At 56.6% G+C, this 22046-nt stretch carries 24 protein-coding genes; 18 read left to right on the top strand and 6 right to left on the bottom strand.

What is annotated here, in order from left to right; all coding sequences use genetic code 11:
• Positions 1-19: 19 nt before the first annotated feature.
• The gene (gene flk / locus GNG26_RS15815; RefSeq protein WP_156239445.1) at positions 20-1024 is read right to left on the bottom strand and encodes a flagella biosynthesis regulator Flk; all 1005 of its coding nucleotides are present in this window, start codon (positions 1022-1024) and stop codon (positions 20-22) included.
• 114 nt (positions 1025-1138) lie between these two features.
• Between flk and pdxB the strand changes: the two genes are divergently transcribed.
• From pdxB to hisP, 15 genes are all read left to right on the top strand, one after another.
• On the top strand, positions 1139-2275 hold the full coding sequence (pdxB, locus tag GNG26_RS15810) for a 4-phosphoerythronate dehydrogenase PdxB (protein WP_156239444.1): 1137 nt from the start codon (positions 1139-1141) through the stop codon (positions 2273-2275).
• A gap of 67 nt (positions 2276-2342) precedes the next feature.
• Positions 2343-3356, top strand: coding sequence for an aspartate-semialdehyde dehydrogenase (locus tag GNG26_RS15805; RefSeq protein ID WP_156239443.1), 1014 nt, complete (start codon positions 2343-2345; stop codon positions 3354-3356).
• Positions 3356-4168 (top strand): tRNA pseudouridine(38-40) synthase TruA, encoded by an 813-nt coding sequence (truA, locus tag GNG26_RS15800; RefSeq protein WP_103180516.1) that lies wholly within the window; start codon positions 3356-3358, stop codon positions 4166-4168. The genes GNG26_RS15805 and truA overlap by 1 nt, the downstream gene beginning before the upstream one ends.
• Positions 4169-4196: 28 nt before the next feature.
• A complete protein-coding gene (locus GNG26_RS15795) occupies positions 4197-4856 on the top strand; it encodes a DedA family protein (protein WP_103825167.1) in 660 nt (219 codons plus the stop codon).
• A gap of 142 nt (positions 4857-4998) precedes the next feature.
• A complete protein-coding gene (gene accD / locus GNG26_RS15790) occupies positions 4999-5904 on the top strand; it encodes an acetyl-CoA carboxylase, carboxyltransferase subunit beta (RefSeq protein WP_103825166.1) in 906 nt (301 codons plus the stop codon).
• 68 nt (positions 5905-5972) lie between these two features.
• A complete protein-coding gene (gene folC, locus GNG26_RS15785) occupies positions 5973-7241 on the top strand; it encodes a bifunctional tetrahydrofolate synthase/dihydrofolate synthase (protein WP_156239442.1) in 1269 nt (422 codons plus the stop codon).
• Positions 7231-7926, top strand: coding sequence for a cell division protein DedD (dedD, locus tag GNG26_RS15780; RefSeq protein ID WP_156239441.1), 696 nt, complete (start codon positions 7231-7233; stop codon positions 7924-7926). The genes folC and dedD overlap by 11 nt, the downstream gene beginning before the upstream one ends.
• 197 nt (positions 7927-8123) lie before the next feature.
• Entirely contained in the window at positions 8124-8612 is a 489-nt protein-coding gene (cvpA, locus tag GNG26_RS15775; RefSeq protein WP_039030950.1) for a colicin V production protein, read from the top strand.
• Between the two features lie 33 nt (positions 8613-8645).
• Positions 8646-10163 (top strand): amidophosphoribosyltransferase, encoded by a 1518-nt coding sequence (gene purF / locus GNG26_RS15770; RefSeq protein WP_103180507.1) that lies wholly within the window; start codon positions 8646-8648, stop codon positions 10161-10163.
• An 89-nt stretch (positions 10164-10252) separates the two neighbouring features.
• Entirely contained in the window at positions 10253-10822 is a 570-nt protein-coding gene (locus GNG26_RS15765) for a UbiX family flavin prenyltransferase (RefSeq protein ID WP_103825163.1), read from the top strand.
• Between the two features lie 297 nt (positions 10823-11119).
• On the top strand, positions 11120-11902 hold the full coding sequence (gene argT / locus GNG26_RS15760; RefSeq protein ID WP_114386040.1) for a lysine/arginine/ornithine ABC transporter substrate-binding protein ArgT: 783 nt from the start codon (positions 11120-11122) through the stop codon (positions 11900-11902).
• Positions 11903-12143: 241 nt separating this feature from the next.
• Positions 12144-12926 carry a histidine ABC transporter substrate-binding protein HisJ gene (hisJ, locus tag GNG26_RS15755; RefSeq protein WP_103825162.1) on the top strand — a complete coding sequence of 261 codons (783 nt, stop codon included), beginning with the start codon at positions 12144-12146 and terminating at the stop codon, positions 12924-12926.
• 83 nt (positions 12927-13009) lie between these two features.
• On the top strand, positions 13010-13696 hold the full coding sequence (locus GNG26_RS15750) for a histidine ABC transporter permease HisQ (RefSeq protein WP_103180501.1): 687 nt from the start codon (positions 13010-13012) through the stop codon (positions 13694-13696).
• Positions 13693-14406: an ABC transporter permease gene (locus GNG26_RS15745; RefSeq protein WP_103825161.1), complete on the top strand. Its 714-nt coding sequence runs from the start codon at positions 13693-13695 to the stop codon at positions 14404-14406. The genes GNG26_RS15750 and GNG26_RS15745 overlap by 4 nt, the downstream gene beginning before the upstream one ends.
• Positions 14407-14414: 8 nt before the next feature.
• The gene (gene hisP / locus GNG26_RS15740) at positions 14415-15188 is read left to right on the top strand and encodes a histidine ABC transporter ATP-binding protein HisP (RefSeq protein ID WP_156239440.1); all 774 of its coding nucleotides are present in this window, start codon (positions 14415-14417) and stop codon (positions 15186-15188) included.
• Positions 15189-15220: 32 nt separating this feature from the next.
• Here the strand turns inward: hisP and GNG26_RS15735 are convergent, their stop codons facing one another.
• From GNG26_RS15735 to yfcG, 4 genes are read right to left on the bottom strand one after another with little or no spacing between them, the layout of a single operon-like run.
• Entirely contained in the window at positions 15221-15772 is a 552-nt protein-coding gene (locus GNG26_RS15735) for a GNAT family N-acetyltransferase (RefSeq protein WP_156239439.1), read from the bottom strand.
• Between the two features lie 57 nt (positions 15773-15829).
• Positions 15830-16723 carry a TIGR01777 family oxidoreductase gene (locus tag GNG26_RS15730; protein WP_103180495.1) on the bottom strand — a complete coding sequence of 298 codons (894 nt, stop codon included), beginning with the start codon at positions 16721-16723 and terminating at the stop codon, positions 15830-15832.
• A gap of 19 nt (positions 16724-16742) precedes the next feature.
• On the bottom strand, positions 16743-17105 hold the full coding sequence (gene folX / locus GNG26_RS15725) for a dihydroneopterin triphosphate 2'-epimerase (protein WP_103180493.1): 363 nt from the start codon (positions 17103-17105) through the stop codon (positions 16743-16745).
• A gap of 51 nt (positions 17106-17156) precedes the next feature.
• A complete protein-coding gene (yfcG, locus tag GNG26_RS15720) occupies positions 17157-17786 on the bottom strand; it encodes a GSH-dependent disulfide bond oxidoreductase (protein WP_156239438.1) in 630 nt (209 codons plus the stop codon).
• 144 nt (positions 17787-17930) lie between these two features.
• On the opposite strand from yfcG, the gene yfcF reads away from it, so the two are divergent.
• From yfcF to yfcD, 3 genes are read left to right on the top strand one after another with little or no spacing between them, the layout of a single operon-like run.
• Complete coding sequence (gene yfcF, locus GNG26_RS15715; protein ID WP_156239437.1) at positions 17931-18575, top strand: glutathione transferase; 645 nt, start codon at positions 17931-17933, stop codon at positions 18573-18575.
• A gap of 55 nt (positions 18576-18630) precedes the next feature.
• Positions 18631-19182, top strand: a complete 552-nt coding sequence (gene yfcE, locus GNG26_RS15710; protein ID WP_156239436.1) for a phosphodiesterase — start codon at positions 18631-18633, stop codon at positions 19180-19182.
• 55 nt (positions 19183-19237) lie between these two features.
• The gene (gene yfcD, locus GNG26_RS15705; RefSeq protein WP_103825155.1) at positions 19238-19780 is read left to right on the top strand and encodes an NUDIX hydrolase YfcD; all 543 of its coding nucleotides are present in this window, start codon (positions 19238-19240) and stop codon (positions 19778-19780) included.
• A 54-nt stretch (positions 19781-19834) separates the two neighbouring features.
• On the opposite strand, the gene pta is transcribed toward yfcD, so the two are convergent.
• Complete coding sequence (pta, locus tag GNG26_RS15700; RefSeq protein WP_103180485.1) at positions 19835-21973, bottom strand: phosphate acetyltransferase; 2139 nt, start codon at positions 21971-21973, stop codon at positions 19835-19837.
• Positions 21974-22046: the final 73 nt, after the last annotated feature.

Genomic DNA, 22046 nt, shown 5'->3' with positions numbered 1-22046 from the left:
AGCGCCACCGGGCAAAACATCAGGCAACCAGCCAGAAAATCGCCAGCGCAATGATTAAAGCAACCAACATCAGGCCTGGACGGGCAGACAGCGTTCTGAAGGTTTCCACTACCGGGGCAAAGAGCGGGCTGTAAATTGGCTGGATATTGCGCACTTCCGTCACGCCAGCTTCACGCTCGGTGCGGCGGACGAAGATCTCGTTGAGCAGATCCTGTACCTGGGCGGTGGTCAGCACCGTCTGCGGCGTCGCCTGCCAGTTCTGTCGGGCATAGTCCTGAATGCTGTCCCACTCCTGGGCCTCCAGCGGCTGTTTCAGCGCAGCCTGCAGAGTATGCAGCGTGGGCGCACTCTGGGTGCTCAGCGTCTGGCGTGCCTGCAGCCAGGTGGCAAGATGGGTAAACTGCCTGGCCGGGATTAACTCTCCCGCTTTCACCCCCGACAGTTCCAGCATCGACTGCCAGATGAGCTTGGTCGGCTCGCCCGTGGCGGCGGCAAGTTTGGTCACCATCTGCTTCAGCGTATTGTGTTCGGCAGGCAGCAGCGGGCGCTCCGTGGCCGGGCGCTGCTGCGGCTGCGGAATATTGAGCTGATTATTTTGCAACAGCGTCAGCACCGTTTTGAGCTGCTCGGGCGTCAGCTGGTTCAAAGCGGTCTGGCCATACTGCTGGCGAATAAAATCGCTGGCCGCCTGGCGGTTATTACCCTGAGTCAGCAGCTCCGTCAGCTGGGAGACCATCTGCCGGGTGGTATGGTTTTGCTGGGCGGTGTTCAGGCGCTGGTTGAGGTTTTGCTCCGCAGCAGGGAAGTGGCGCGACAGCATGGGCGCATCACTCTTTAATCCCAGATCGTGTTTGACCCCGGCCCACACTTCCGCACTCTGCTGCGACGTCAGGGCGATTAACCGGGTGATCAGACGTTCCAGTACAGTGCGTTGCTGTGTGGAGAGGGGCTGTTCGCCCGCGACGTGGGATGGACGCGGGCCATCACCCGGAGGTTGTGGCGGCGTACCTGAAATGGGCTGCATCGGCAAAAAATCCTTAAAGTCGTTACTCATCGTTAACCAGGTTTACGTATATGCCTGGCGGCCAGATTATGGCACACTTGACAGGTTTTCTTCCTCTCAAACAGGTACTCAGACGTGAAAATCCTCGTTGATGAAAATATGCCTTACGCCCGTGAGCTGTTCAGCCGCCTGGGTGAGGTTAAGGCCGTTCCTGGACGTCCCATTCCGCTCGCTGAGCTGGATGATGCCGATGCGCTGATGGTGCGCTCAGTGACCAAAGTGAATGAGGCGCTGCTGTCTGGCAAAGGGATCAAATTTGTCGGCACGGCAACCGCAGGAACCGATCATGTGGATGACGCGTGGCTGAAGCAGGCCGGGATTGGCTTTTCCGCCGCACCGGGCTGTAACGCTATTGCCGTCGTGGAGTATGTTTTCTCTTCTCTGCTGATGCTGGCCGAGCGTGATGGGTTTACGCTCACCAGCCGGACCGTAGGCATTGTCGGGGTCGGTAACGTCGGCGGTCGCCTGCAAAAGCGCCTTGAGGCGTTAGGTATCCGCACGTTGCTGTGCGATCCGCCCCGCGCTGACCGTGGCGATGAAGGGGATTTCCGCAGCCTGGATGAGCTGGTGGCCGAGTGTGACGTGCTCACCTTCCATACGCCGCTATTTAAAGACGGGCCGTATAAAACGCGCCATCTGGCAGACGACGCTCTGATTAGCCGCCTGAAGCCGGGCACCATCCTGATTAATGCCTGCCGTGGCCCGGTGGTGGATAACGCGGCCCTGCTGCAGCGCCTGGAAGCGGGTCAGGATCTGAGCGTGGTGCTGGACGTGTGGGAGCCGGAGCCGGATCTCAACGTGGCCCTGCTGGACAAAGTGGATATCGGTACCGCGCATATCGCGGGTTACACCCTCGAAGGTAAAGCCCGCGGCACCACCCAAGTGTTTGAGGCGTACAGCGCGTTTATCGGTAAATCCCAGCAGGTGGCGCTGGATACCCTGCTGCCAACCCCGGATTTTGGCCGCATTACCCTGCACGGCCCGCTGGATCAGGGAACGCTGAAAAGGCTGGTGCATTTAGTGTATGATGTGCGCCGCGATGACGCGCTGCTGCGAAAAGTAGCGGGTATGCCGGGTGAATTTGACAAGCTGCGTAAGCATTACGTTGAGCGCCGCGAATGGTCCTCTCTGTATGTGATGTGTGATGATCCTGCTGCGGCGTCGCTGCTGCATAAGCTGGGTTTCAACGCCGTTCATCACCCGGTTCGTTAATGTCTTCTTAATGCTCCTTGGCGGATACCCCGCCAGGGACGCTTTTTTATTTCTGGAGTAAACCACCATGTCTGAAGGCTGGAACATTGCCATACTGGGCGCAACGGGCGCCGTGGGCGAAGCCCTGCTCGAAACCCTTGCTGAGCGTCAGTTCCCGGTGGGCGACATCTATGCCCTGGCGCGTAATGAGAGCGCGGGCGAGCACCTGCGTTTTGCGGGTAAATCCGTCATGGTTCAGGATGCGGCTGAGTTTGACTGGACCCAGGCGCAGCTGGCCTTTTTCGCGGCCGGTGTCGACGCCTCCGCAGCATATATTGAAGAGGCCACCAACGCGGGCTGTCTGGTCATTGATTTGAGCGGCCTGTTTGCCCTTGAGCCGGACGTACCGCTGGTGGTGCCGGAGGTGAACCCCTTCGTGCTGGCCGACTACCGCAACCGTAACATCATCGCCGTCCCGGACAGCCTGACCAGCCAGCTGCTTAGCGCCCTGAAACCGCTCATCGACGAAGGTGGCTTGTCCCGTATCGCCGTAACCAGCCTGATGTCAGTCTCAGCCCGCGGTAAAAAAGCGGTGGATGCTCTGGCGGGGCAGAGCGCGAAGCTGCTGAACGGTATTCCGGTGGACGAAGAGGATTTCTTTGGCCGTCAGCTGGCGTTCAATATGCTGCCCTTGCTGCCGGATCGTGAAGGCAGCGTGCGCGAAGAGCGCCGTATCATCGATGAAGTGCGTAAGATCCTGCAGGATGACGGGCTAATGATCTCCGCCAACTGTGTGCAGTCGCCGGTGTTCTACGGCCATGCCCAGATGGTGAGCTTTGAAGCCATGCGTCCGCTGGCAGCGGAAGAGGCGCGCGACGCCTTTGGCCGCGGTGAAGATATTGAGCTGTCTGAAGAGAGCGAATTCCCGACCCAGGTGGGCGACGCAACGGGCAACGCGCGTCTCTCCATTGGCTGTGTACGTAACGATTACGGTATGCCGGAGCAGATCCAGTTCTGGTCGGTCGCCGATAACGTGCGTTTCGGCGGCGCGCTGATGGCGGTAAAAATCGCTGAAAAACTGGTGCAGGAGTATCTGTACTAATGTCTGAAGTGGAGCAAAAGCCCGTTCATAAGATTGCCCTCGGGATTGAATACGATGGCAGTAAATATTATGGCTGGCAGCGTCAGAATGAGGTGCGCAGCGTCCAGGAAAAGCTGGAAAAAGCGCTCTCTCAGGTGGCGAATGAGCCCATCAATGTCCTGTGCGCGGGGCGTACCGACGCCGGTGTCCATGGTACGGGGCAGGTAGTGCATTTTGAAACCACCGCAGTGCGAAAAGACGCGGCCTGGACGCTGGGGGTAAATGCGAATTTGCCTGGTGACATCGCGGTACGCTGGGTCAAAAATGTGCCGGATGATTTTCATGCGCGGTTCAGCGCCACCGCGCGCCGCTACCGCTACATCATCTATAACCAGCGTCTTCGTCCGGCGGTGTTGGGCCAGGGCGTCACCCATTTTTACGAGCCGCTGGATGCCGATCGCATGCATCGCGCGGCGCAGGCATTGATCGGCGAAAACGACTTCACCTCGTTCCGTGCCGTGCAGTGCCAGTCTCGCACGCCGTGGCGCAACGTGATGCATATTAACGTCAGCCGGCATGGCGCGTATGTGGTGGTGGACATCAAAGCGAATGCCTTTGTTCATCATATGGTCAGGAATATTACAGGCAGCCTGATGGAAGTAGGCGCCGGACACCAGCCGGAGAGCTGGATTGCAGAGTTGCTGGCGGCGAAGGACAGAACGCTGGCGGCAGCAACGGCGAAAGCGGAAGGGCTCTATCTGGTCTCGGTCGATTACCCGGATCGTTTTGACCTTCCAAAACCGCCAATGGGCCCGCTGTTCTTAGCGGACTGATAGCCGTGGCAATAAAGGTTTAGACAATATGGATTTAATTCGCTTTCTGATCGATTTCATTCTGCATATCGATGTTCACCTGGCAGAGCTGGTCGCTGATTATGGCGTCTGGGTGTATGCCATTCTGTTCCTGATCCTGTTTTGCGAAACCGGGCTGGTGGTGACGCCCTTCTTACCGGGCGATTCGCTGCTGTTCGTGGCGGGCGCGCTGGCGTCGCTGGAGACCAACGACCTTAACGTTCATCTGATGGTGGTGTTAATGCTGATTGCCGCCATCCTTGGCGATGCGGTGAACTACACTATAGGGCGGCTGTTCGGCGAGCGGTTGTTCAGTAACCCGGACTCGAAGATTTTCCGTCGCAGCTATCTCGATAAAACCCATGCGTTTTATGAGAAACACGGCGGTAAGACCATCATTCTCGCGCGCTTTGTGCCCATCGTCAGAACCTTTGCCCCGTTTGTTGCGGGTATGGGTCATATGTCGTACCGTCAGTTCGCGCTTTATAACGTCACCGGCGCGCTGCTGTGGGTGCTGAGCTTTACCTACGCGGGTTATTTCTTCGGGACCATTCCTATGATCCAGGAAAACCTTAAGTTGCTGATCGTAGGGATTATTGTGGTTTCCATTCTGCCGGGCGTCATCGAAGTGATTCGTCACCGTCGCGCGGCGGCAAAACAAGCAAAATAAAGGCACGACTGCGGTTCGACCACTTTTTTATCCAAAGTTTCGGGCTGTTATGTTTTAATGTGCAACATTCATGGTCTGTCGGGGGCAAAAATGGCATTATGCGCCCCTTGCAGCAAACCTGGTTCAGGCAGAAAGGTTATCAATGAGCTGGATTGAACGAATTAAAAGCAATATCACCCCAACCCGCAAAGCGAGTATTCCTGAAGGGGTGTGGACTAAATGTGACAGCTGTGGCCAGGTCCTGTACCGCGCCGAACTGGAGCGTAATCTCGAAGTTTGTCCGAAGTGCGATCACCACATGCGTATGTCGGCGCGTAACCGCCTGCATAGCCTGCTGGATGAAGGTTCTCTGGTTGAACTGGGTAGCGAGCTTGAGCCAAAAGATGTGCTGAAGTTCCGTGACTCCAAGAAATACAAAGACCGTCTGGCCTCTGCGCAAAAAGAGACCGGCGAGAAAGATGCCCTGGTGGTGATGAAAGGCACCCTGCACGAGATGCCGGTTGTCGCGGCGGCGTTTGAGTTCTCCTTTATGGGCGGCTCAATGGGCTCCGTAGTGGGCGCGCGCTTCGTGCGTGCCGTTGAGCAGGCGCTGGAAGACAACTGTCCGCTGATCTGCTTCTCCGCCTCCGGTGGTGCCCGTATGCAGGAAGCGCTGATGTCGCTGATGCAGATGGCAAAAACCTCCGCAGCGCTGGCGAAAATGCAGGAGCGCGGTCTGCCGTACATCTCCGTGCTGACCGACCCAACCATGGGCGGCGTATCGGCAAGTTTTGCGATGCTGGGCGATCTGAATATCGCTGAACCGAAAGCGCTGATCGGCTTTGCCGGCCCGCGCGTTATCGAACAAACGGTACGTGAAAAGCTGCCGCCGGGCTTCCAGCGCAGTGAGTTCCTTATCGAGAAAGGCGCTATCGACATGATCGTTCGCCGTCCGGAGATGCGCCTGAAACTGGCCAGCATTCTGGCGAAGCTGATGAATCTGCCGTCGCCGAGCCCGGATGAGCCGCGCGAAGGCGTGGTAGTACCGGATCAGGAACCCGAGGCCTGATAACTGAAAAGGGCAGGGCCAGTGGCGCTGCCCTTTTGCTTTCTAACCGTAACTGAAAAGCGCGCAACATGGAAAATACTACTCTTCCCCAAGCCACGTCGCCTCTGGCCGCGTGGCTTTCTTATCTGGAAAACCTGCACAGTAAAGCCATCGACATGGGACTTGAGCGCGTCAGCCAGGTCGCGGCGCGCCTTGATGTTCTGAAACCGGCTCCCTTTGTCTTCACCGTGGCGGGTACCAACGGCAAAGGCACCACCTGCCGCACCCTGGAAGCGATGCTGATGGCGGCGGGCTACAAAGTAGGGGTCTACAGCTCGCCCCATCTGGTGCGCTATACCGAGCGCGTGCGGGTGCAGAATACAGAATTAGCCGAATCCGCCCACACCGCCTCGTTTGCAGAGATCGAAGCCGCGCGCGGCGATATTTCGCTGACCTATTTTGAATATGGCACCCTGTCGGCGCTGTGGCTCTTTAAGCAGGCGCAGCTGGACGTGGTGATCCTTGAGGTCGGGTTAGGTGGGCGTCTGGATGCCACTAATATTGTCGACCCGGATGTGGCGGTAATCACCAGCATCGCGCTGGATCATACTGACTGGCTGGGGCCCGATCGCGAGAGCATTGGCCGTGAAAAAGCCGGTATTTTCCGCCCGGGCAAACCGGCTATCGTCGGCGAACCCGATATGCCGCACACTATTGCTGACGTGGCGCAGGAGAAAGGGGCGCTGTTGCAGCGCCGTGACGTGGACTGGCGCTACAGCGTGACGGAAAGCGGCTGGCGCTTTGAAGATGCGGCGGGCACGCTGGATAACCTGCCGCTGCCCCAGGTACCGCAGCCAAATGCCGCCACGGCGCTGGCCGCACTGCGCGCCAGCGGCCTGGCAGTAAGCGAGCAGGCGATGCGCGACGGCATTCAGCATGCGATTCTGCCGGGGCGTTTCCAGATAGTCAGCGAATCACCGCGTCTGATTCTGGATGTGGCGCATAACCCCCATGCCGCGGCGTATCTCGCAGGACGTCTCAAATCGTTGCCAAAAACCGGGCGTGTGCTGGCGGTTATCGGTATGCTTCATGATAAAGATATTGGCGGCACGCTGGCCTGCATGGAGAGTGTGGTCGATAGCTGGTATTGTGCCCCTCTGGAAGGCCCACGCGGGGCGACTGCCGAACAGCTGATGGCGCATCTCGGCGCAGGGCAGCGCTTTGATAGCGTGGCGCAGGCCTGGCGGGCGGCGATGGCCGATGCCAGACCAGAAGATACCGTGCTGGTGTGTGGTTCGTTCCACACGGTGGCACATGTCATGGACGTAATGGATGCGGGGAGAACCGGTGGCAAGTAAGTTTCAGAACCGTTTAGCAGGTACCATTGTGCTGGTGGCGCTGGGGGTGATTATTCTCCCCGGGCTGCTTGATGGACAGAAAAAACATTATCAGGATGAGTTTGCGGCGATCCCGCTGGTGCCGAAACCGGGCGATCGGGATGAGCCGGACATGCTTCCGGCGGCAACACAGGCTCTGCCTGCACAGCCACCAGAAGGCGCAGCTGAAGAGGTACGCGCAGGCGATGCCGCGGCGCCATCGTTAGATCCGGCGCGTCTGGCAGCCGGAAACAACAACGAGCTGGATCCCGTTCCGGCGCCGGTAGAGCAGTACGCGCCAAAACCGGTGCAAAAACCGAAACCGGTTGAGAAGCCGCAGCGCGATAACACCAGCCAGCAGCTGGCGGCAGCGACAGAAACCCCACCGGGCAAACCGGCGGCAGAAGAGAAACCGGCCCCGACCGGTAAAGCCTACGTTGTGCAGCTCGGTGCCCTGAAAAACGCCGATAAGGTCAACGAGGTGGTGGCTAAACTCCGTGGCGCGGGGTATCGCGTTTACACTTCACCTTCCACACCGGTACAGGGTAAAATCACCCGTATTCTCGTAGGGCCGGATGCGTCGAGAGACAAGCTGAAGGGATCGCTTGGGGAGCTGAATAAACTCTCTGGTTTGAGCGGCGTGGTGATGAACTACAGCGTGAATTGAGGGTTTCCCTCACTTACGGGATAAGGCAAAAACAGGCGCAGCAGATTGCCTGAGAAGGTAACCCGCCTGGGGCGCTGAATATTTTTTCAGCGCTTTTTTTATTTACGCGCGGGAAGGAAATCCCTACGCAAACGTTTTCTTTTTCTGTTAGAATTCGCCCCGAACTGGATGACAGGGCGTTTGATCGTGGGACACATATGGTCTGGATTGATTACGCCATCATTGCGGTGATAGGTTTTTCCTGTCTGGTTAGCCTGATCCGTGGCTTTGTTCGTGAAGCGTTATCGCTGGTAACCTGGGGCTGTGCCTTCTTTGTTGCCAGTCATTACTACACTTACCTGTCTGTCTGGTTCACGGGCTTTGAAGATGAACTGGTTCGAAATGGGATTGCCATCGCGGTGCTGTTTATCGCGACGCTGATTGTCGGCGCCATTGTTAACTACGTGATTGGCCAGCTGGTTGAGAAAACCGGGTTGTCAGGAACGGACAGGGTGCTGGGGATCTGTTTCGGGGCGTTGCGAGGCGCGCTGATTGTTGCCGCGATACTGTTCTTCCTTGATACCTTTACCGGGTTCTCAAAAAGTGAAGACTGGCAGAAATCGCAGCTTATCCCGCAGTTCAGCTTCATCATCAGATGGTTCTTTGACTATCTGCAAAGCTCGTCGAGTTTTTTGCCCAGGGCATAAACCCTGAGATGTGGCTTAACGAGGAAATGACGAATGTGCGGTATTGTCGGTATCGCCGGTTTCATGCCGGTAAACCAGTCTATTTATGACGCATTATCGGTGCTTCAGCACCGTGGGCAGGATGCTGCGGGTATCATCACCATTGATGCACACAACTGCTTCCGTTTACGTAAGGCCAACGGCCTGGTAAACGATGTGTTCGAAGCCCGCCATATGCAGCGTCTTCAAGGCAACATGGGTATTGGTCACGTTCGTTACCCGACTGCTGGCAGTTCCAGCGCCTCTGAAGCTCAGCCGTTCTACGTTAACTCGCCGTATGGCATCACGCTTGCCCACAACGGCAACCTGACCAATGCTCACGAGCTGCGTAAGAAGCTGTTTGAAGAGAAGCGTCGTCACATTAACACCACTTCTGATTCTGAAATCCTGCTCAACGTCTTTGCCAGCGAGCTGGATAACTTCCGCCACTATCCGCTGGAAGCTGACAACATTTTTGCCGCGGTAGCCGCCACTAACCGTCTGATCCGTGGCGCTTATGCCTGCGTCGCGATGATTATCGGCCACGGTATGGTCGCCTTCCGCGATCCTAACGGCATCCGCCCGCTGGTGCTGGGCAAGCGCGATATTGGCGATGGCCGCACCGAGTATATGGTAGCCTCCGAAAGCGTGGCGCTGGATACCCTGGGCTTTGAGTTCCTGCGTGACGTCGCACCTGGCGAAGCGGTCTACATCACCGAGAAAGGCCAGCTGTTTACCCGTCAGTGCGCAGAGAATCCGGTCAGCAATCCGTGCCTGTTCGAGTACGTCTACTTCGCCCGTCCGGACTCCTTCATCGACAAGATCTCCGTCTACAGCGCCCGTGTGAATATGGGAACCAAGCTCGGCGAGAAGATTGCCCGCGAGTGGGAAGACCTGGATATCGACGTGGTCATCCCTATCCCGGAAACCTCCTGCGATATCGCCCTGGAGATGGCGCGTATTCTGGGTAAACCTTACCGCCAGGGATTCGTGAAGAACCGCTACGTTGGCCGCACCTTCATCATGCCGGGCCAGCAGCTGCGCCGTAAATCGGTGCGCCGCAAGCTGAACGCCAACCGCGCCGAGTTCCGCGACAAGAACGTGCTACTGGTGGATGACTCCATCGTGCGTGGCACCACCTCTGAGCAGATTATCGAGATGGCCCGTGAAGCGGGTGCGAAGAAGGTCTATCTGGCCTCTGCGGCACCGGAGATTCGCTTCCCGAACGTGTATGGTATCGATATGCCTACCGCCAACGAGCTGATTGCCCACGGTCGTGAAGTGGATGAGATCCGCCAGATCATCGGTGCCGACGGCCTGATTTTCCAGGATCTGAACGATCTGATCGACGCGGTGCGTGCTGAGAACCCGGATATTCAGCAGTTTGAGTGCTCGGTGTTTAACGGTATCTACGTGACCAAAGATGTGGATCAGGGCTACCTGGACTACCTCGATTCGCTGCGCAACGACGACGCGAAAGCCGTCCAACTGGCGAACGATCTCGAAAGTTTAGAGATGCATAACGAAGGTTAAGTACTATCGCAGGCGAGGGCATCTGCCCTCGCTTGCAACTCCCGCCAAAATCCTGCACAGTCAGCCCTGTAACAGCAAGGGCGAACATCATGAAACGATTAATAGTAGGGATCTCAGGGGCCAGCGGTGCGATTTACGGTGTCCGTTTGTTGCAGGTATTACGCGATGTCGCCGAGGTTGAAACCCATCTGGTAATGAGCCAGGCTGCGCGTCAGACCCTCTCTCTCGAAACCGATTACTCCCTGCGTGACGTTCAGGCGCTGGCCGATGTGGTGCATGACGCGCGCGATATCGCCGCCAGCATCTCCTCCGGGTCGTTTAAGACCGCAGGCATGGTGATCCTGCCCTGTTCCATCAAAACTCTCTCCGGCATCGTCAACAGCTATACCGATACGCTGGTGACCCGCGCGGCCGATGTGATATTAAAAGAGCGTCGCCCGCTGGTATTGTGCGTGCGCGAAACCCCGCTGCATCTGGGCCATCTGCGCCTGATGACCCAGGCCGCTGAACTGGGGGCGGTGATCATGCCGCCGGTGCCGGCGTTTTATCACCGTCCGCAAAGCCTGGATGATGTGATTAATCAGACCGTGAATCGGGTGCTCGATCAGTTCGACATTGACCTGCCGGACGATCTCTTTACCCGCTGGCAGGGCGCCTGACGGTAAAGCTGTTCTGCCAGAGTGCAGCTCACCGCAACATGCCCTGTTTCAGGGCAATTCTGCAACAGCGATCATATCCTCAACATTTAATCCCTTTTTTCCTTTCCAGGCACTGCGGTTCGTTTGGCAGACCTGCTATCTTTCACCATTAAGGCAATCCTGCAACCTTTCATTAACATATTTAACGCCGTAATTTTGCGTTATGTGCAATGTGGCATAAGACCTGCAAGAGATTGCCTGCAACAACACACAACACAATCTATTACATAAGAAAATCACGACACTTGAGGGTAATGTATGAAGAAGACGGTTCTGGCTCTGTCTTTGCTGGTGGGATTAAGCGCTGCGGCAAGCAGCTTTGCGGCGCTCCCACAGAACGTACGTATCGGTACAGACGCAACCTATGCTCCGTTCTCATCGAAAGATGCGAAGGGGGATTTCGTTGGGTTTGATATCGACCTGGGAAATGAGATGTGCAAACGCATGTCCGTGAAATGCACCTGGGTGGGCAGCGACTTCGACGCGCTGATCCCGTCTCTGAAAGCCAAGAAGATTGACGCGATCATCTCCTCGCTCTCGATTACCGAAAAACGTCAGCAGGAGATCGCCTTCTCTGAGAAGCTCTACGCGGCGGATTCACGTCTGATTGCGGCGAAAGGCTCCCCAGTCCAGCCAACCATTGACTCGCTGAAAGGCAAGCATGTTGGCGTGCTGCAGGGCTCAACGCAGGAAGGCTATGCGAACGCCAACTGGCGTGAGAAGGGCGTGGACGTGGTGGCGTACCAGAACCAGGATCTGATCTATTCCGATCTGGCGGCAGGGCGTCTGGATGCGGCTTTCCAGGATGAAGTCGCCGCGAGCGAAGGCTTCCTGAAACAACCGGCAGGTAAAGAGTTTGCCTTTGCTGGCCCGTCCGTTAAAGACAAAAAATATTTCGGCGACGGCACCGGGATCGGTCTGCGTAAAGACGATGCCGAGCTGAAAGCGGCCTTTGACAAAGCTTTTAATGAACTGCGTAAAGACGGTACCTACGACAAACTGGCGAAGAAATACTTCGACTTCAATGTTTACGGCGATTAACCGGAACTGACGGGTGCGCACCATAATGGCTCCCCGTTATGGTGCGACAATGGCCTTTGCGAACCAGGATGGTGCAAATCGTGCGCCGCGTTGGTTATAAAGTGAATAGTTAAGCACTCGCGATGCACTTTTTCGCGCCTGCCGGGCATAATCTTTTGCCTTGCCGCGGCGATTAGTGGCACATTAAAGGCACCCTGTCGACGTTAAAATCCCGTAAGAAGACAGTCTGTTGAGGATAGATATGAAAAAACTGGTTTTGTCACTTTCTCTGGCTCTGGCCTTTTCCAGCGCTACCGCGGCATTTGCAGCAATTCCGCAAAAAGTTCGTATTGGTACTGACCCGACTTATGCTCCCTTCGAATCGAAGAATGCGCAGGGTGAACTGGTAGGATTTGATATCGATTTGGCTAAAGAGCTGTGCAAACGTATCAAAACAGAGTGTACCTTCGTTGAAAACCCACTGGATGCGCTGATCCCTTCGCTGAAAGCGAAAAAAATCGACGCCATTATGTCTTCCCTCTCTATCACCGAAAAGCGCCAGCAGGAGATTGCCTTCACCGACAAGCTTTATGCAGCGGACTCACGTCTGGTGGTAGCAAAATCTTCCGATATTCAGCCGACCATCGAATCACTGAAAGGTAAACGTGTGGGCGTGCTGCAGGGCACCACTCAGGAGACCTTCGGCAACGAGCACTGGGCACCAAAAGGGATTGAAATCGTCTCTTACCAGGGCCAGGAGAATATCTACGCTGACCTGACTGCGGGCCGTATTGACGCCGCCTTCCAGGATGAAGTGGCAGCCAGCGAAGGCTTCCTGAAACAGCCGGTTGGTAAAGATTACAAGTTCGGCGGTCCGTCCATCAAAGACGAGAAACTCTTCGGCGTGGGCACCGGTATGGGGCTGCGTAAAGAGGATAATGAACTGCGTGAAGCGCTGAACAAAGCCTTTGCCGAGATGCGCGCCGACGGCACTTACGAAAAACTGGCGAAGAAATACTTCGACTTTGATGTCTACGGTGGTTAATCCCTCCACTTAATAACGTGCGGCCCCTCCCATCCCGGGAGGGGAAAAGACACGGCTACACCACTCACGACAGGGCAGGCGGTATGCTGTACGGATTTTCTGGCGTAATTTTACAAGGCGCATTGGTCACCCTTGAACTGGCCCTCAGTTCGGTGGTGCTGGCCGTGTTAATAGGCCTTGCAGGCGCGGGCGCGAAGCTCTCTGCGAATCGGGCGATGGCGCTGCTGTTTGAGGGCTATACCACCCTGATCCGCGGGGTGCCTGACCTGGTGCTGATGCTGCTGATCTTCTACGGTCTGCAAATCGCCCTTAACGGCATTACGGATGCCATCGGTATGGCGCAGATTGATATCGATCCGATGGTGGCCGGTATCATCACCCTGGGCTTTATCTACGGCGCCTATTTTACCGAAACCTTCCGCGGGGCCTATCTCGCGGTGCCGAAAGGGCATATCGAAGCGGCTACGGCCTTCGGGTTTACCTCCTCACAGACGTTTCGCCGCATTATGTTTCCGGCCATGATGCGCTTTGCGCTGCCGGGGATTGGCAACAACTGGCAGGTTATCCTCAAAGCGACGGCGCTGGTCTCCTTACTGGGGCTGGAAGATGTGGTGAAAGCGACGCAGCTGGCAGGCAAAAGCACCTGGGAACCGTTCTACTTCGCGATTGTCTGCGGGGTGATTTATCTGGTGTTTACCACTGTCTCCAATGGCGTGCTGCTGCTGCTCGAACGGCGCTATTCCGTGGGTGTGAAGAGGGCTGACCTGTGATCGAAATTATTCAGGAATACTGGAAATCCCTGCTGTGGACCGACGGATACCGCTTTACCGGTGTGGCGATCACCCTCTGGCTGCTGATTTCTTCTGTAGTGATGGGCGGGATCCTGGCGATATTCCTCGCCATTGGCCGCGTCTCCAGCAATAACTACATCCGCTTCCCCATCTGGCTGTTTACCTATGTCTTCCGTGGTACGCCGCTCTATGTGCAGCTGCTGGTCTTCTACTCCGGGATGTACACGCTGGAGATCGTCAAAGGCACCGAGATGCTGAACGCGTTCTTCCGCAGCGGGCTGAACTGTACCGTGCTGGCCTTAACGCTGAACACCTGCGCCTATACCACCGAGATCTTTGCCGGCGCGATCCGCTCCGTGCCGCACGGTGAAATTGAGGCGGCGCGGGCGTATGGCTTCTCCTCCGTGAAGCTCTATCGCTGCATTATTCTGCCGTCGGCGCTGCGTATTGCGCTGCCTGCCTACAGCAACGAAGTGATTTTAATGCTGCACTCCACCGCGCTGGCCTTTACCGCCACCGTGCCGGATCTGCTGAAGATTGCCCGTGATATTAACTCGGCGACCTACCAGCCGTTTACCGCCTTCGGGATCGCGGCAGTGCTCTATTTAATCATCTCTTATGTCCTGATTAGCCTGTTCCGCAAAGCGGAAAAACGCTGGTTGCAGCATGTCAAACCTTCGACGCACTGAGAATGAAGATGGCTGAGAACAAATTAAACGTTATCGATTTGCACAAACGCTACGGCGAACATGAAGTGCTGAAAGGGGTGTCGCTGCAGGCAAATGCGGGCGATGTGATCAGTATTATCGGCTCCTCAGGATCGGGTAAAAGTACCTTCCTGCGCTGCATTAACTTTCTTGAAAAGCCGAGTGCCGGCTCGATTGTGGTCAGCGGTGAGAACATTAATCTGGTGCAGGACAAAGACGGTCAGCTGAAGGTGGCGGATAAACACCAGCTGCGGATGTTGCGTACTCGTCTGACGATGGTGTTCCAGCACTTTAACCTCTGGAGTCACATGACGGTGCTGGAGAACGTCATGGAAGCGCCGGTGCAGGTGCTGGGCTTAAGCAAGCAGGAAGCCCGTACCCGGGCGGAGAAATACCTGGCGAAAGTGGGTATCGACGAACGCCAGCAGATGAAATACCCGGTGCATCTCTCCGGCGGTCAGCAGCAGCGTGTCTCTATCGCCCGTGCGCTGGCGATGGAGCCGGAAGTGCTGCTCTTTGACGAACCCACCTCCGCGCTCGATCCCGAGCTGGTGGGCGAAGTGCTGCGTATCATGCAGCAGTTGGCTGAAGAGGGGAAAACCATGGTGGTGGTGACTCACGAGATGGGCTTTGCCCGTAACGTCTCCAACCACGTGATTTTCCTGCATCAGGGCGTAATCGAAGAGCAGGGGCATCCGGATGAGGTGCTGGCCAACCCGAAGAGCCCGCGTCTGCAGCAGTTCCTTAAGGGATCGTTGAAGTAGTTTGTTGCCCGGTGGCGCTACGCTTACCGGGCCTACAAAACCGTAGGCCGGGTAAACGCAGTGCCGCCCGGCATTCTGGCCGCACTTACCTCCAGTCGGTACACCCAGTCGTCATACCGCACGCCGTTAATCTCATATGCCTGCTCCAGTACCTGGGTGCGCATGAAACCCGCTTTCTCTAACACCCGCACCGATCCGCCGTTGTCCGCCAGCACATATGCGTTAATCGCTTTTACGCCCACCCGGATAAACGCATATTCACACACGGCGCGCAGCGCCTCGCTGGCTATTCCCCGGCCCTGGGCGGCGGCAATCACGGTGTAACCAATATCGGCCTCTTCAGGGTAGTGGGAGCTGATTTGCAGGCCAATATCCCCGAGCGGGGTGGCATCATCATGGGCGCGGATTACAAAGGTGTGCGGGGCGGTAAGACGGGCGGCAAACAGGCGTCGGGTCTCTTTTTCCGGAGCGATCGTGGCCATATAGCGCATGATCTCCGGGGATTCGCGCAGAGTATGGAAAAAGGGCCAGTCAGCGGGCTCAAAAGGGGAGAGCGTCAGCCGGGAAGTAGTAATTGTTGCCATCGAAGCGCCTTGAACAGAGAGCGGACGTAACAAATTAACATGGCTGACAGAGTAAGTTTAACCTACCACATCTCCCAGGGCCTCTTCTAAGTCGTACCACCTGAAAGCAAAGCCGGAGGCTTCCAGGCGCTTCGGCAGCGCACGCTGTCCGCCCAGCACCAGCACGGAGGATTCCCCCATCAGCAGGCGGATAGCGGTGGCGGGCGCGCGAACTACAGCAGGGCGATGCACCGCATGGCCCAGCGCATGGGCAAACTGCTCGTTACGCACCGGGTAGGGGGAGACCATATTGAACGGGCCGCGCAGATCGTTATCCAGCAGCCAGAGAATGCCGTTGACCATATCGTCGATATGGATCCACGCCAGGTACTGACGCCCGTTACCGACCGGGCCGCCAAGACCCAGCTTAAATACCGGCAGCATTTTGCCCAGAATCCCCCCTTTGGGGGCCAGCACCACGCCGGTGCGCAACAGGCATACGCGGGTCTTTTCGCTCTGCGCGCCGCAGGCAATCTGCTCCCAGCGGGCGCACAGTTTATGGGTAAATTCATTGTGCGGCGGCTCCTCTTCGGTCACCACCACTTCGCCTAAATCGCCGTAATAACCTGAAGCCGAACCGGAGATAAACACCGAGGGCGGCGTGTCGCTGGCCTTAACCATATCAACCAGCCGCTGGGTGATGTTCCAGCGACTGTTGCACAGACGCTGTTTATGCTCTTTTGTCCAGCGCTTGTCGGCAATGGGCTCGCCTGCAAGATTGATGACGGCATCAAAGCCGTTAAGATCCTGGTGCTCCGTCAGCCCTTTCCAGATATCGATGCCGGAGCCGAGTAGCTGGCGCGCCTTCTCAGGGCTACGCGTGACCACAGTCAGCTCATGGCCTAATACCTGCAAACGTGGGATTAAATGCCGGCCAATCAGGCCGGTGCCGCCGGTTACCAGGATCTTCATACCACCTCCAGGGTTGCGCTTAGCGTTGCCAGCTTAACGTCATAGAGACGGAGTCGGCGTAACGCAGCGCGTGAAGTTTATCGATCTCGACTTCAGCATAGGTGACCCAGTGATGTTCGCGTGCGATATCCAGCACATCCTGAGTTAATTTTTCCAGTAAAGAGAAGCGGTTATTCTCCACCAGATGAATGATGCTTTTGGTAATGGTGCGATAGTTCAGCGCATCATTAATGTCTTCACTGGCGCGGGCTTTGTCTGCCGGATAGTGGATCGTCACGTTAATAACGATATCCTGGCGATTAGCACGCTCCTCTTCTTTGATTCCAATAAAGGTGCGCAGGCGTAAATTTTTAATACGAATAATTGCGTCTTGCTGGGACATTGCAGGCTTCCTCCGTGTCATTATCGACACCATAATACATGAGGAAAGCGTTTATATCTGCTGCACTTTTTGCATTGCACGCTCGGTTGCCGGGCGGGTGCGGATACGCTCAAACCAGTTGTTCACCGCGGGCCATGACGCCAGATCGACGCGATGGTTTTCATGGGTATTGACCCACGGCCAGCAGGCGATATCTGCGATGCTGTAGTTTTCACCCCCCAGCCACGGCGATTTTTCCAGACGTTTATTCAACACATTATAAAGCCGCTGCGTTTCGACCTGAAAACGTTCGATGGCATAGGCAATAGGCTGCGGCGCAGCATGGTTAAAGTGATAGTTCTGACCAATCATCGGCCCCAGGCCGCCAACCTGCCAGAAGAGCCACTGCAGCGTGACGTGGCGTTCACGTAATTCCCCGCTCAGCAGCTTGCCGGTTTTTTCAGCCAGATAGAGCAATATTTCGCCGGACTCAAACAGGCTCAGCGGAGTACCGCCATCCTCCGGATCGTGATCGACAATCGCCGGAATTTTATTGTTGGGGGAAATGGCGAGAAACTCGGGGCGGAACTGTTCGCCTTTGCTGATATTGACCGGCAGGATGCGGTAGTCCAGCTGGGCCTCTTCCAGAAAAAGAGTGATCTTATGCCCGTTGGGAGTAGGGGCGTAATAAAGGTCAATCATCGCAACTCCTGTCATAGCGCTTTTTTCTGCATAGAATTGAGTATAGGTGGTGATGATAAATCGTGAGTTTTCATCAAGTGACAGCCGGGGCAGGAGGTTATATTTTGAATATCTCTCCATCACCTGAAACCTTATGAGGACGTTATGAGCCAACCTGCGATTACCCTGTGGTCAGATGCCGACTATTTCTCACCCTACGTGATGAGCGTGTACGTCGCGTTGGCCGAAAAGGGATTGCCCTTCGCCCTGAAGACCATCGACCTCAGCCGGGGAGAAAACCGGCAGCCGCAGTGGCAGGGCTACGGGCTGACCCGTCGCGTACCGGTGCTTGAGGTGGATGGGTTTGAACTCAGCGAATCCTCTGCGATTACCGAATATCTGGAAGAGTGTTTTGCGCCGCCGGAATGGGAGCGGATCTATCCGCTCGATCTGCAAAAACGCGCCCGCGCGCGCCAGATTCAGGCGTGGCTGCGCAGCGATCTGATGCCCATCCGTGAAGAACGTTCTACCGATGTAGTGTTTGCCGGGGTGAAAAAACCGGCCCTGAGCGAAACTGCCCAGCGGGCGGCAAGCCAGTTGATGGATACCGCCACCTCGCTTCTGGCCCACGGCAACCAGAATTTATTCGGGGAGTGGTGCATTGCGGATAGCGATCTGGCGCTGATGCTTAACCGCCTGGTGCTCAATGGTGACGACGTACCGCAGCAGCTGGTGGATTACGCCAGCTTCCAGTGGCAGCGCGCCTCAGTGCAGCGCTATGTGGCGCTTTCAGCGAAGCGGGCTGGCTGATAAGGCCTGCTGATTCAGGTATGATGGGGCGGCTTTTCACTACAAGGAGTCACTGATGAAGCTGATGTTTGCATCGGACATTCACGGCTCGCTACCGGCGACCGAAAAAGTGCTTTCGCTGTTTAACCAGAGCGGGGCGCAATGGCTGGTGATCCTCGGCGATGTGCTTAATCACGGCCCGCGCAACCCGCTTCCCGAAGGCTATGCGCCTGCTGAGGTTGCAGAGCGGCTTAACGCTTTTGCCTCGCGCATTATCGCCGTGCGGGGCAACTGCGACAGCGAAGTCGACCAGATGTTACTGGACTTTCCCATCACCGCCCCGTGGCAGCAGATCTTGCTGGAGGACTGCCGTCTCTTTATTACCCACGGCCATCTGTTTGGTCCGGATAATCTGCCCGCGCTGAATGCTGGCGATGTACTGGTTTATGGTCATACTCATATTCCGGTAGCCGGGAAGAAGGGCGACATTATTCATTTCAATCCTGGCTCCGTCAGCCTGCCTAAAGGCGGGTTTCCACCCAGCTATGGGATTCTGGAAGGGGGCCATTTGTGCGTTATGACGCTGAATGACAGCCAGGTTATTGCAGAGTCCAGGATTAATCCGTAACTTACTCCTCAACAGTAAACGCGCCGTGAGAGCGCTTTAAAGAGAAGGTTTCCCGATGGTGGAGCAGAGTCATTTGGCAAGTACTGAGTGGGTAGATATAGTCAGCGAAGACAATGAAGTCATCGCCCAGGCGAGCCGCGAGCAGATGCGGGCGCAGCGCCTGCGCCATCGCGCAACCTATATCGTGGTGCATGATGGTATGGGCAACATTCTGGTGCAGCGCCGTACCGAAACGAAAGATTTCATGCCCGGCATGCTCGATGCAACGGCTGGCGGCGTGGTGCAGGCCGATGAGCTATTACTTGACTCCGCCCGCCGTGAAGCGGAAGAGGAGCTGGGGATTGCCGGTGTGCCGTTTGCCGAACACGGTCAGTTCTATTTTGAAGACAGCCACTGCCGCGTCTGGGGAGGCCTCTTCAGCTGCGTCTCTCACGGTCCGTTTGCGCTGCAGGAAGAAGAGGTCAGCGAAGTCTTCTGGATGACCCCGGCGGAGATCACTGCCCGTTGCGATGACTTCACGCCTGATTCGTTAAAAGCCCTGGCGCTGTGGATGAGCCGTAACGCCAACAACGAACCGGCTAAGCAAGAAGAAGCGTAAATGCGATAATAAAAAAGGCGACCCTGGGGTCGCCTTTTTACGTTTGGCAGCAGCTTACTGCTGTGAAGCCTGGATCGCGGTCAGAGCGATGGTGTAGACGATATCGTCTACCAGCGCGCCACGAGACAGGTCGTTCACTGGCTTGCGCATACCCTGCAGCATCGGCCCGATGGAGATCAGGTCGGCAGAACGCTGTACCGCTTTGTAAGTGGTGTTACCGGTGTTCAGATCCGGGAAGATGAACACGGTTGCGCGACCGGCAACCGGCGAGTTAGGCGCTTTGGATTTAGCCACGTCAGCCATTACTGCGGCGTCATACTGCAGCGGGCCATCGATAACCAGATCCGGGCGTTTTTCCTGCGCCAGACGGGTGGCTTCACGTACTTTCTCTACGTCGCTACCTGCACCAGAGTTACCGGTGGAGTAGGAGAGCATCGCTACGCGCGGTTCGATACCGAAGGCAATCGCGGAGTCAGCGGACTGAATCGCGATCTCTGCCAGCTGTTCAGCGGTTGGATCCGGGTTGATTGCACAGTCACCGTAAACGTAAACCTGTTCCGGCAGCAGCATGAAGAAGACGGAAGAGACCAGAGAGCTGCCTGGTGCAGTTTTGATCAGCTGCAGCGGCGGACGAATGGTGTTCGCGGTGGTGTGAACAGCCCCGGAAACCAGACCGTCAACTTCGTCCTGCTCCAGCATCAGGGTACCGAGAACCACGTTGTCTTCCAGCTGTTCGCGGGCAACGGCTTCGGTCATGCCCTTGCTCTTACGCAGCTCAACCAGACGGGCAACATAGCTTTCGCGCACCACTTCTGGATCCACGATTTCGATACCCGCACCCAGCTCAACGCCCTGGGACGCTGCGACGCGGGTGATCTCATCCGGGTTACCCAGCAGCACACAGGTCGCGATACCGCGCTCGGCACAGATTGCTGCGGCTTTAACGGTACGTGGTTCATCACCTTCAGGCAGAACAACGCGTTTGCCCGCTTTACGCGCCAGCTCGGTCAGCTGGTAACGGAAGGCTGGTGGAGAGAGACGACGGCTGCGCTCGGAGGTCGCGGTCAGGGATTCAATCCAGTCAGGATTGATGCAACCGGCCACATATTCCTGCACTTTCTCGATACGCTGGTGGTCATCAGCCGGCACTTCCAGGTTGAAGCTCTGCAGGCTCAGGGAGGTCTGCCAGGTGTTGGTGTTCACCATGAAGACCGGCAGGCCGGTAGCAAACGCGCGTTCGCACAGTTTGCTGACGCGTGGGTCCATTTCATAGGCACCGGTCAGTAGGATCGCACCGATCTCCACGCCGTTCATCGCGGCCAGACAGGCTGCAACCAGCACGTCAGGACGGTCTGCAGAGGTCACCAGCAGGGAACCTGCACGGAAGTGCTCCAGCATGTGCGGAATGCTACGCGCACAGAAGGTTACGGACTTCACGCGACGGGTATTGATATCGCCTTCGTTCACGATGGTGGCGTTCAGGTGGCGCGCCATGTCGATAGCACGGGTCGCGATCAGATCGAAGCTCCACTGCACCGCGCCCAGCACTGGCAGCGGGCTGAATTCCTGCAGCTTAGCCGGATCGATTTTCACGATTTTCGCTTTGGAGGAATCGTCGAAGATTTCGGACAGGTCAGGGCGGGTACGGCCTTGCTCATCAACCGGGGCGTTCAGTTTGTTCACAATCACGCCGGTGATGTTGCTGTTTTTCGCGCCGCCGAAGCTGCTGCGGGTCAGCTCAATACGCTCTTTCAGCTGTTCCGGGGTATCGGTACCCTGGGACATCACAAACACGATTTCCGCGTTCAGCGTCTTGGCGATTTCGAAGTTCAGAGACTGGGCAAACTGATGCTTGCGCGTCGGAACCAGGCCTTCTACCAGCACCACTTCCGCATCCTGGGCGTTAGCGTGGTAGTTAGCGATGATCTCTTCCATCAGCACATCTTTCTGGTTGCTGGAGAGCAGAGACTCAACGTGGCTCATCTTCAGCGGTTCAGCGGCTGGCAGGTTAGAGTTTGCACGAACAATTGTGGTGGTCTGGTCTGGTGCGTCGCCACCAGCACGTGGTTGAGCGATTGGCTTAAACACGCTCAGACGAACGCCTTTGCGTTCCATCGCACGGATCACACCGAGGCTGACGCTGGTCAGGCCTACGCTGGTTCCGGTCGGGATCAGCATAATAGTACGGGACACGATTTATCCTCTTTCGTTACCGCCGAAAACGGGCGGGCTTCAAAACAGCACCGCCAGCATTGCTGGCGGTGTG

It is taken from the genome of Leclercia sp. J807, assembly GCF_009734465.1.
Taxonomy (GTDB): domain Bacteria; phylum Pseudomonadota; class Gammaproteobacteria; order Enterobacterales; family Enterobacteriaceae; genus Enterobacter.
Note: the sequence above shows the minus strand (reverse complement) of the source record. Positions and strands in the feature narration are given on the sequence as shown.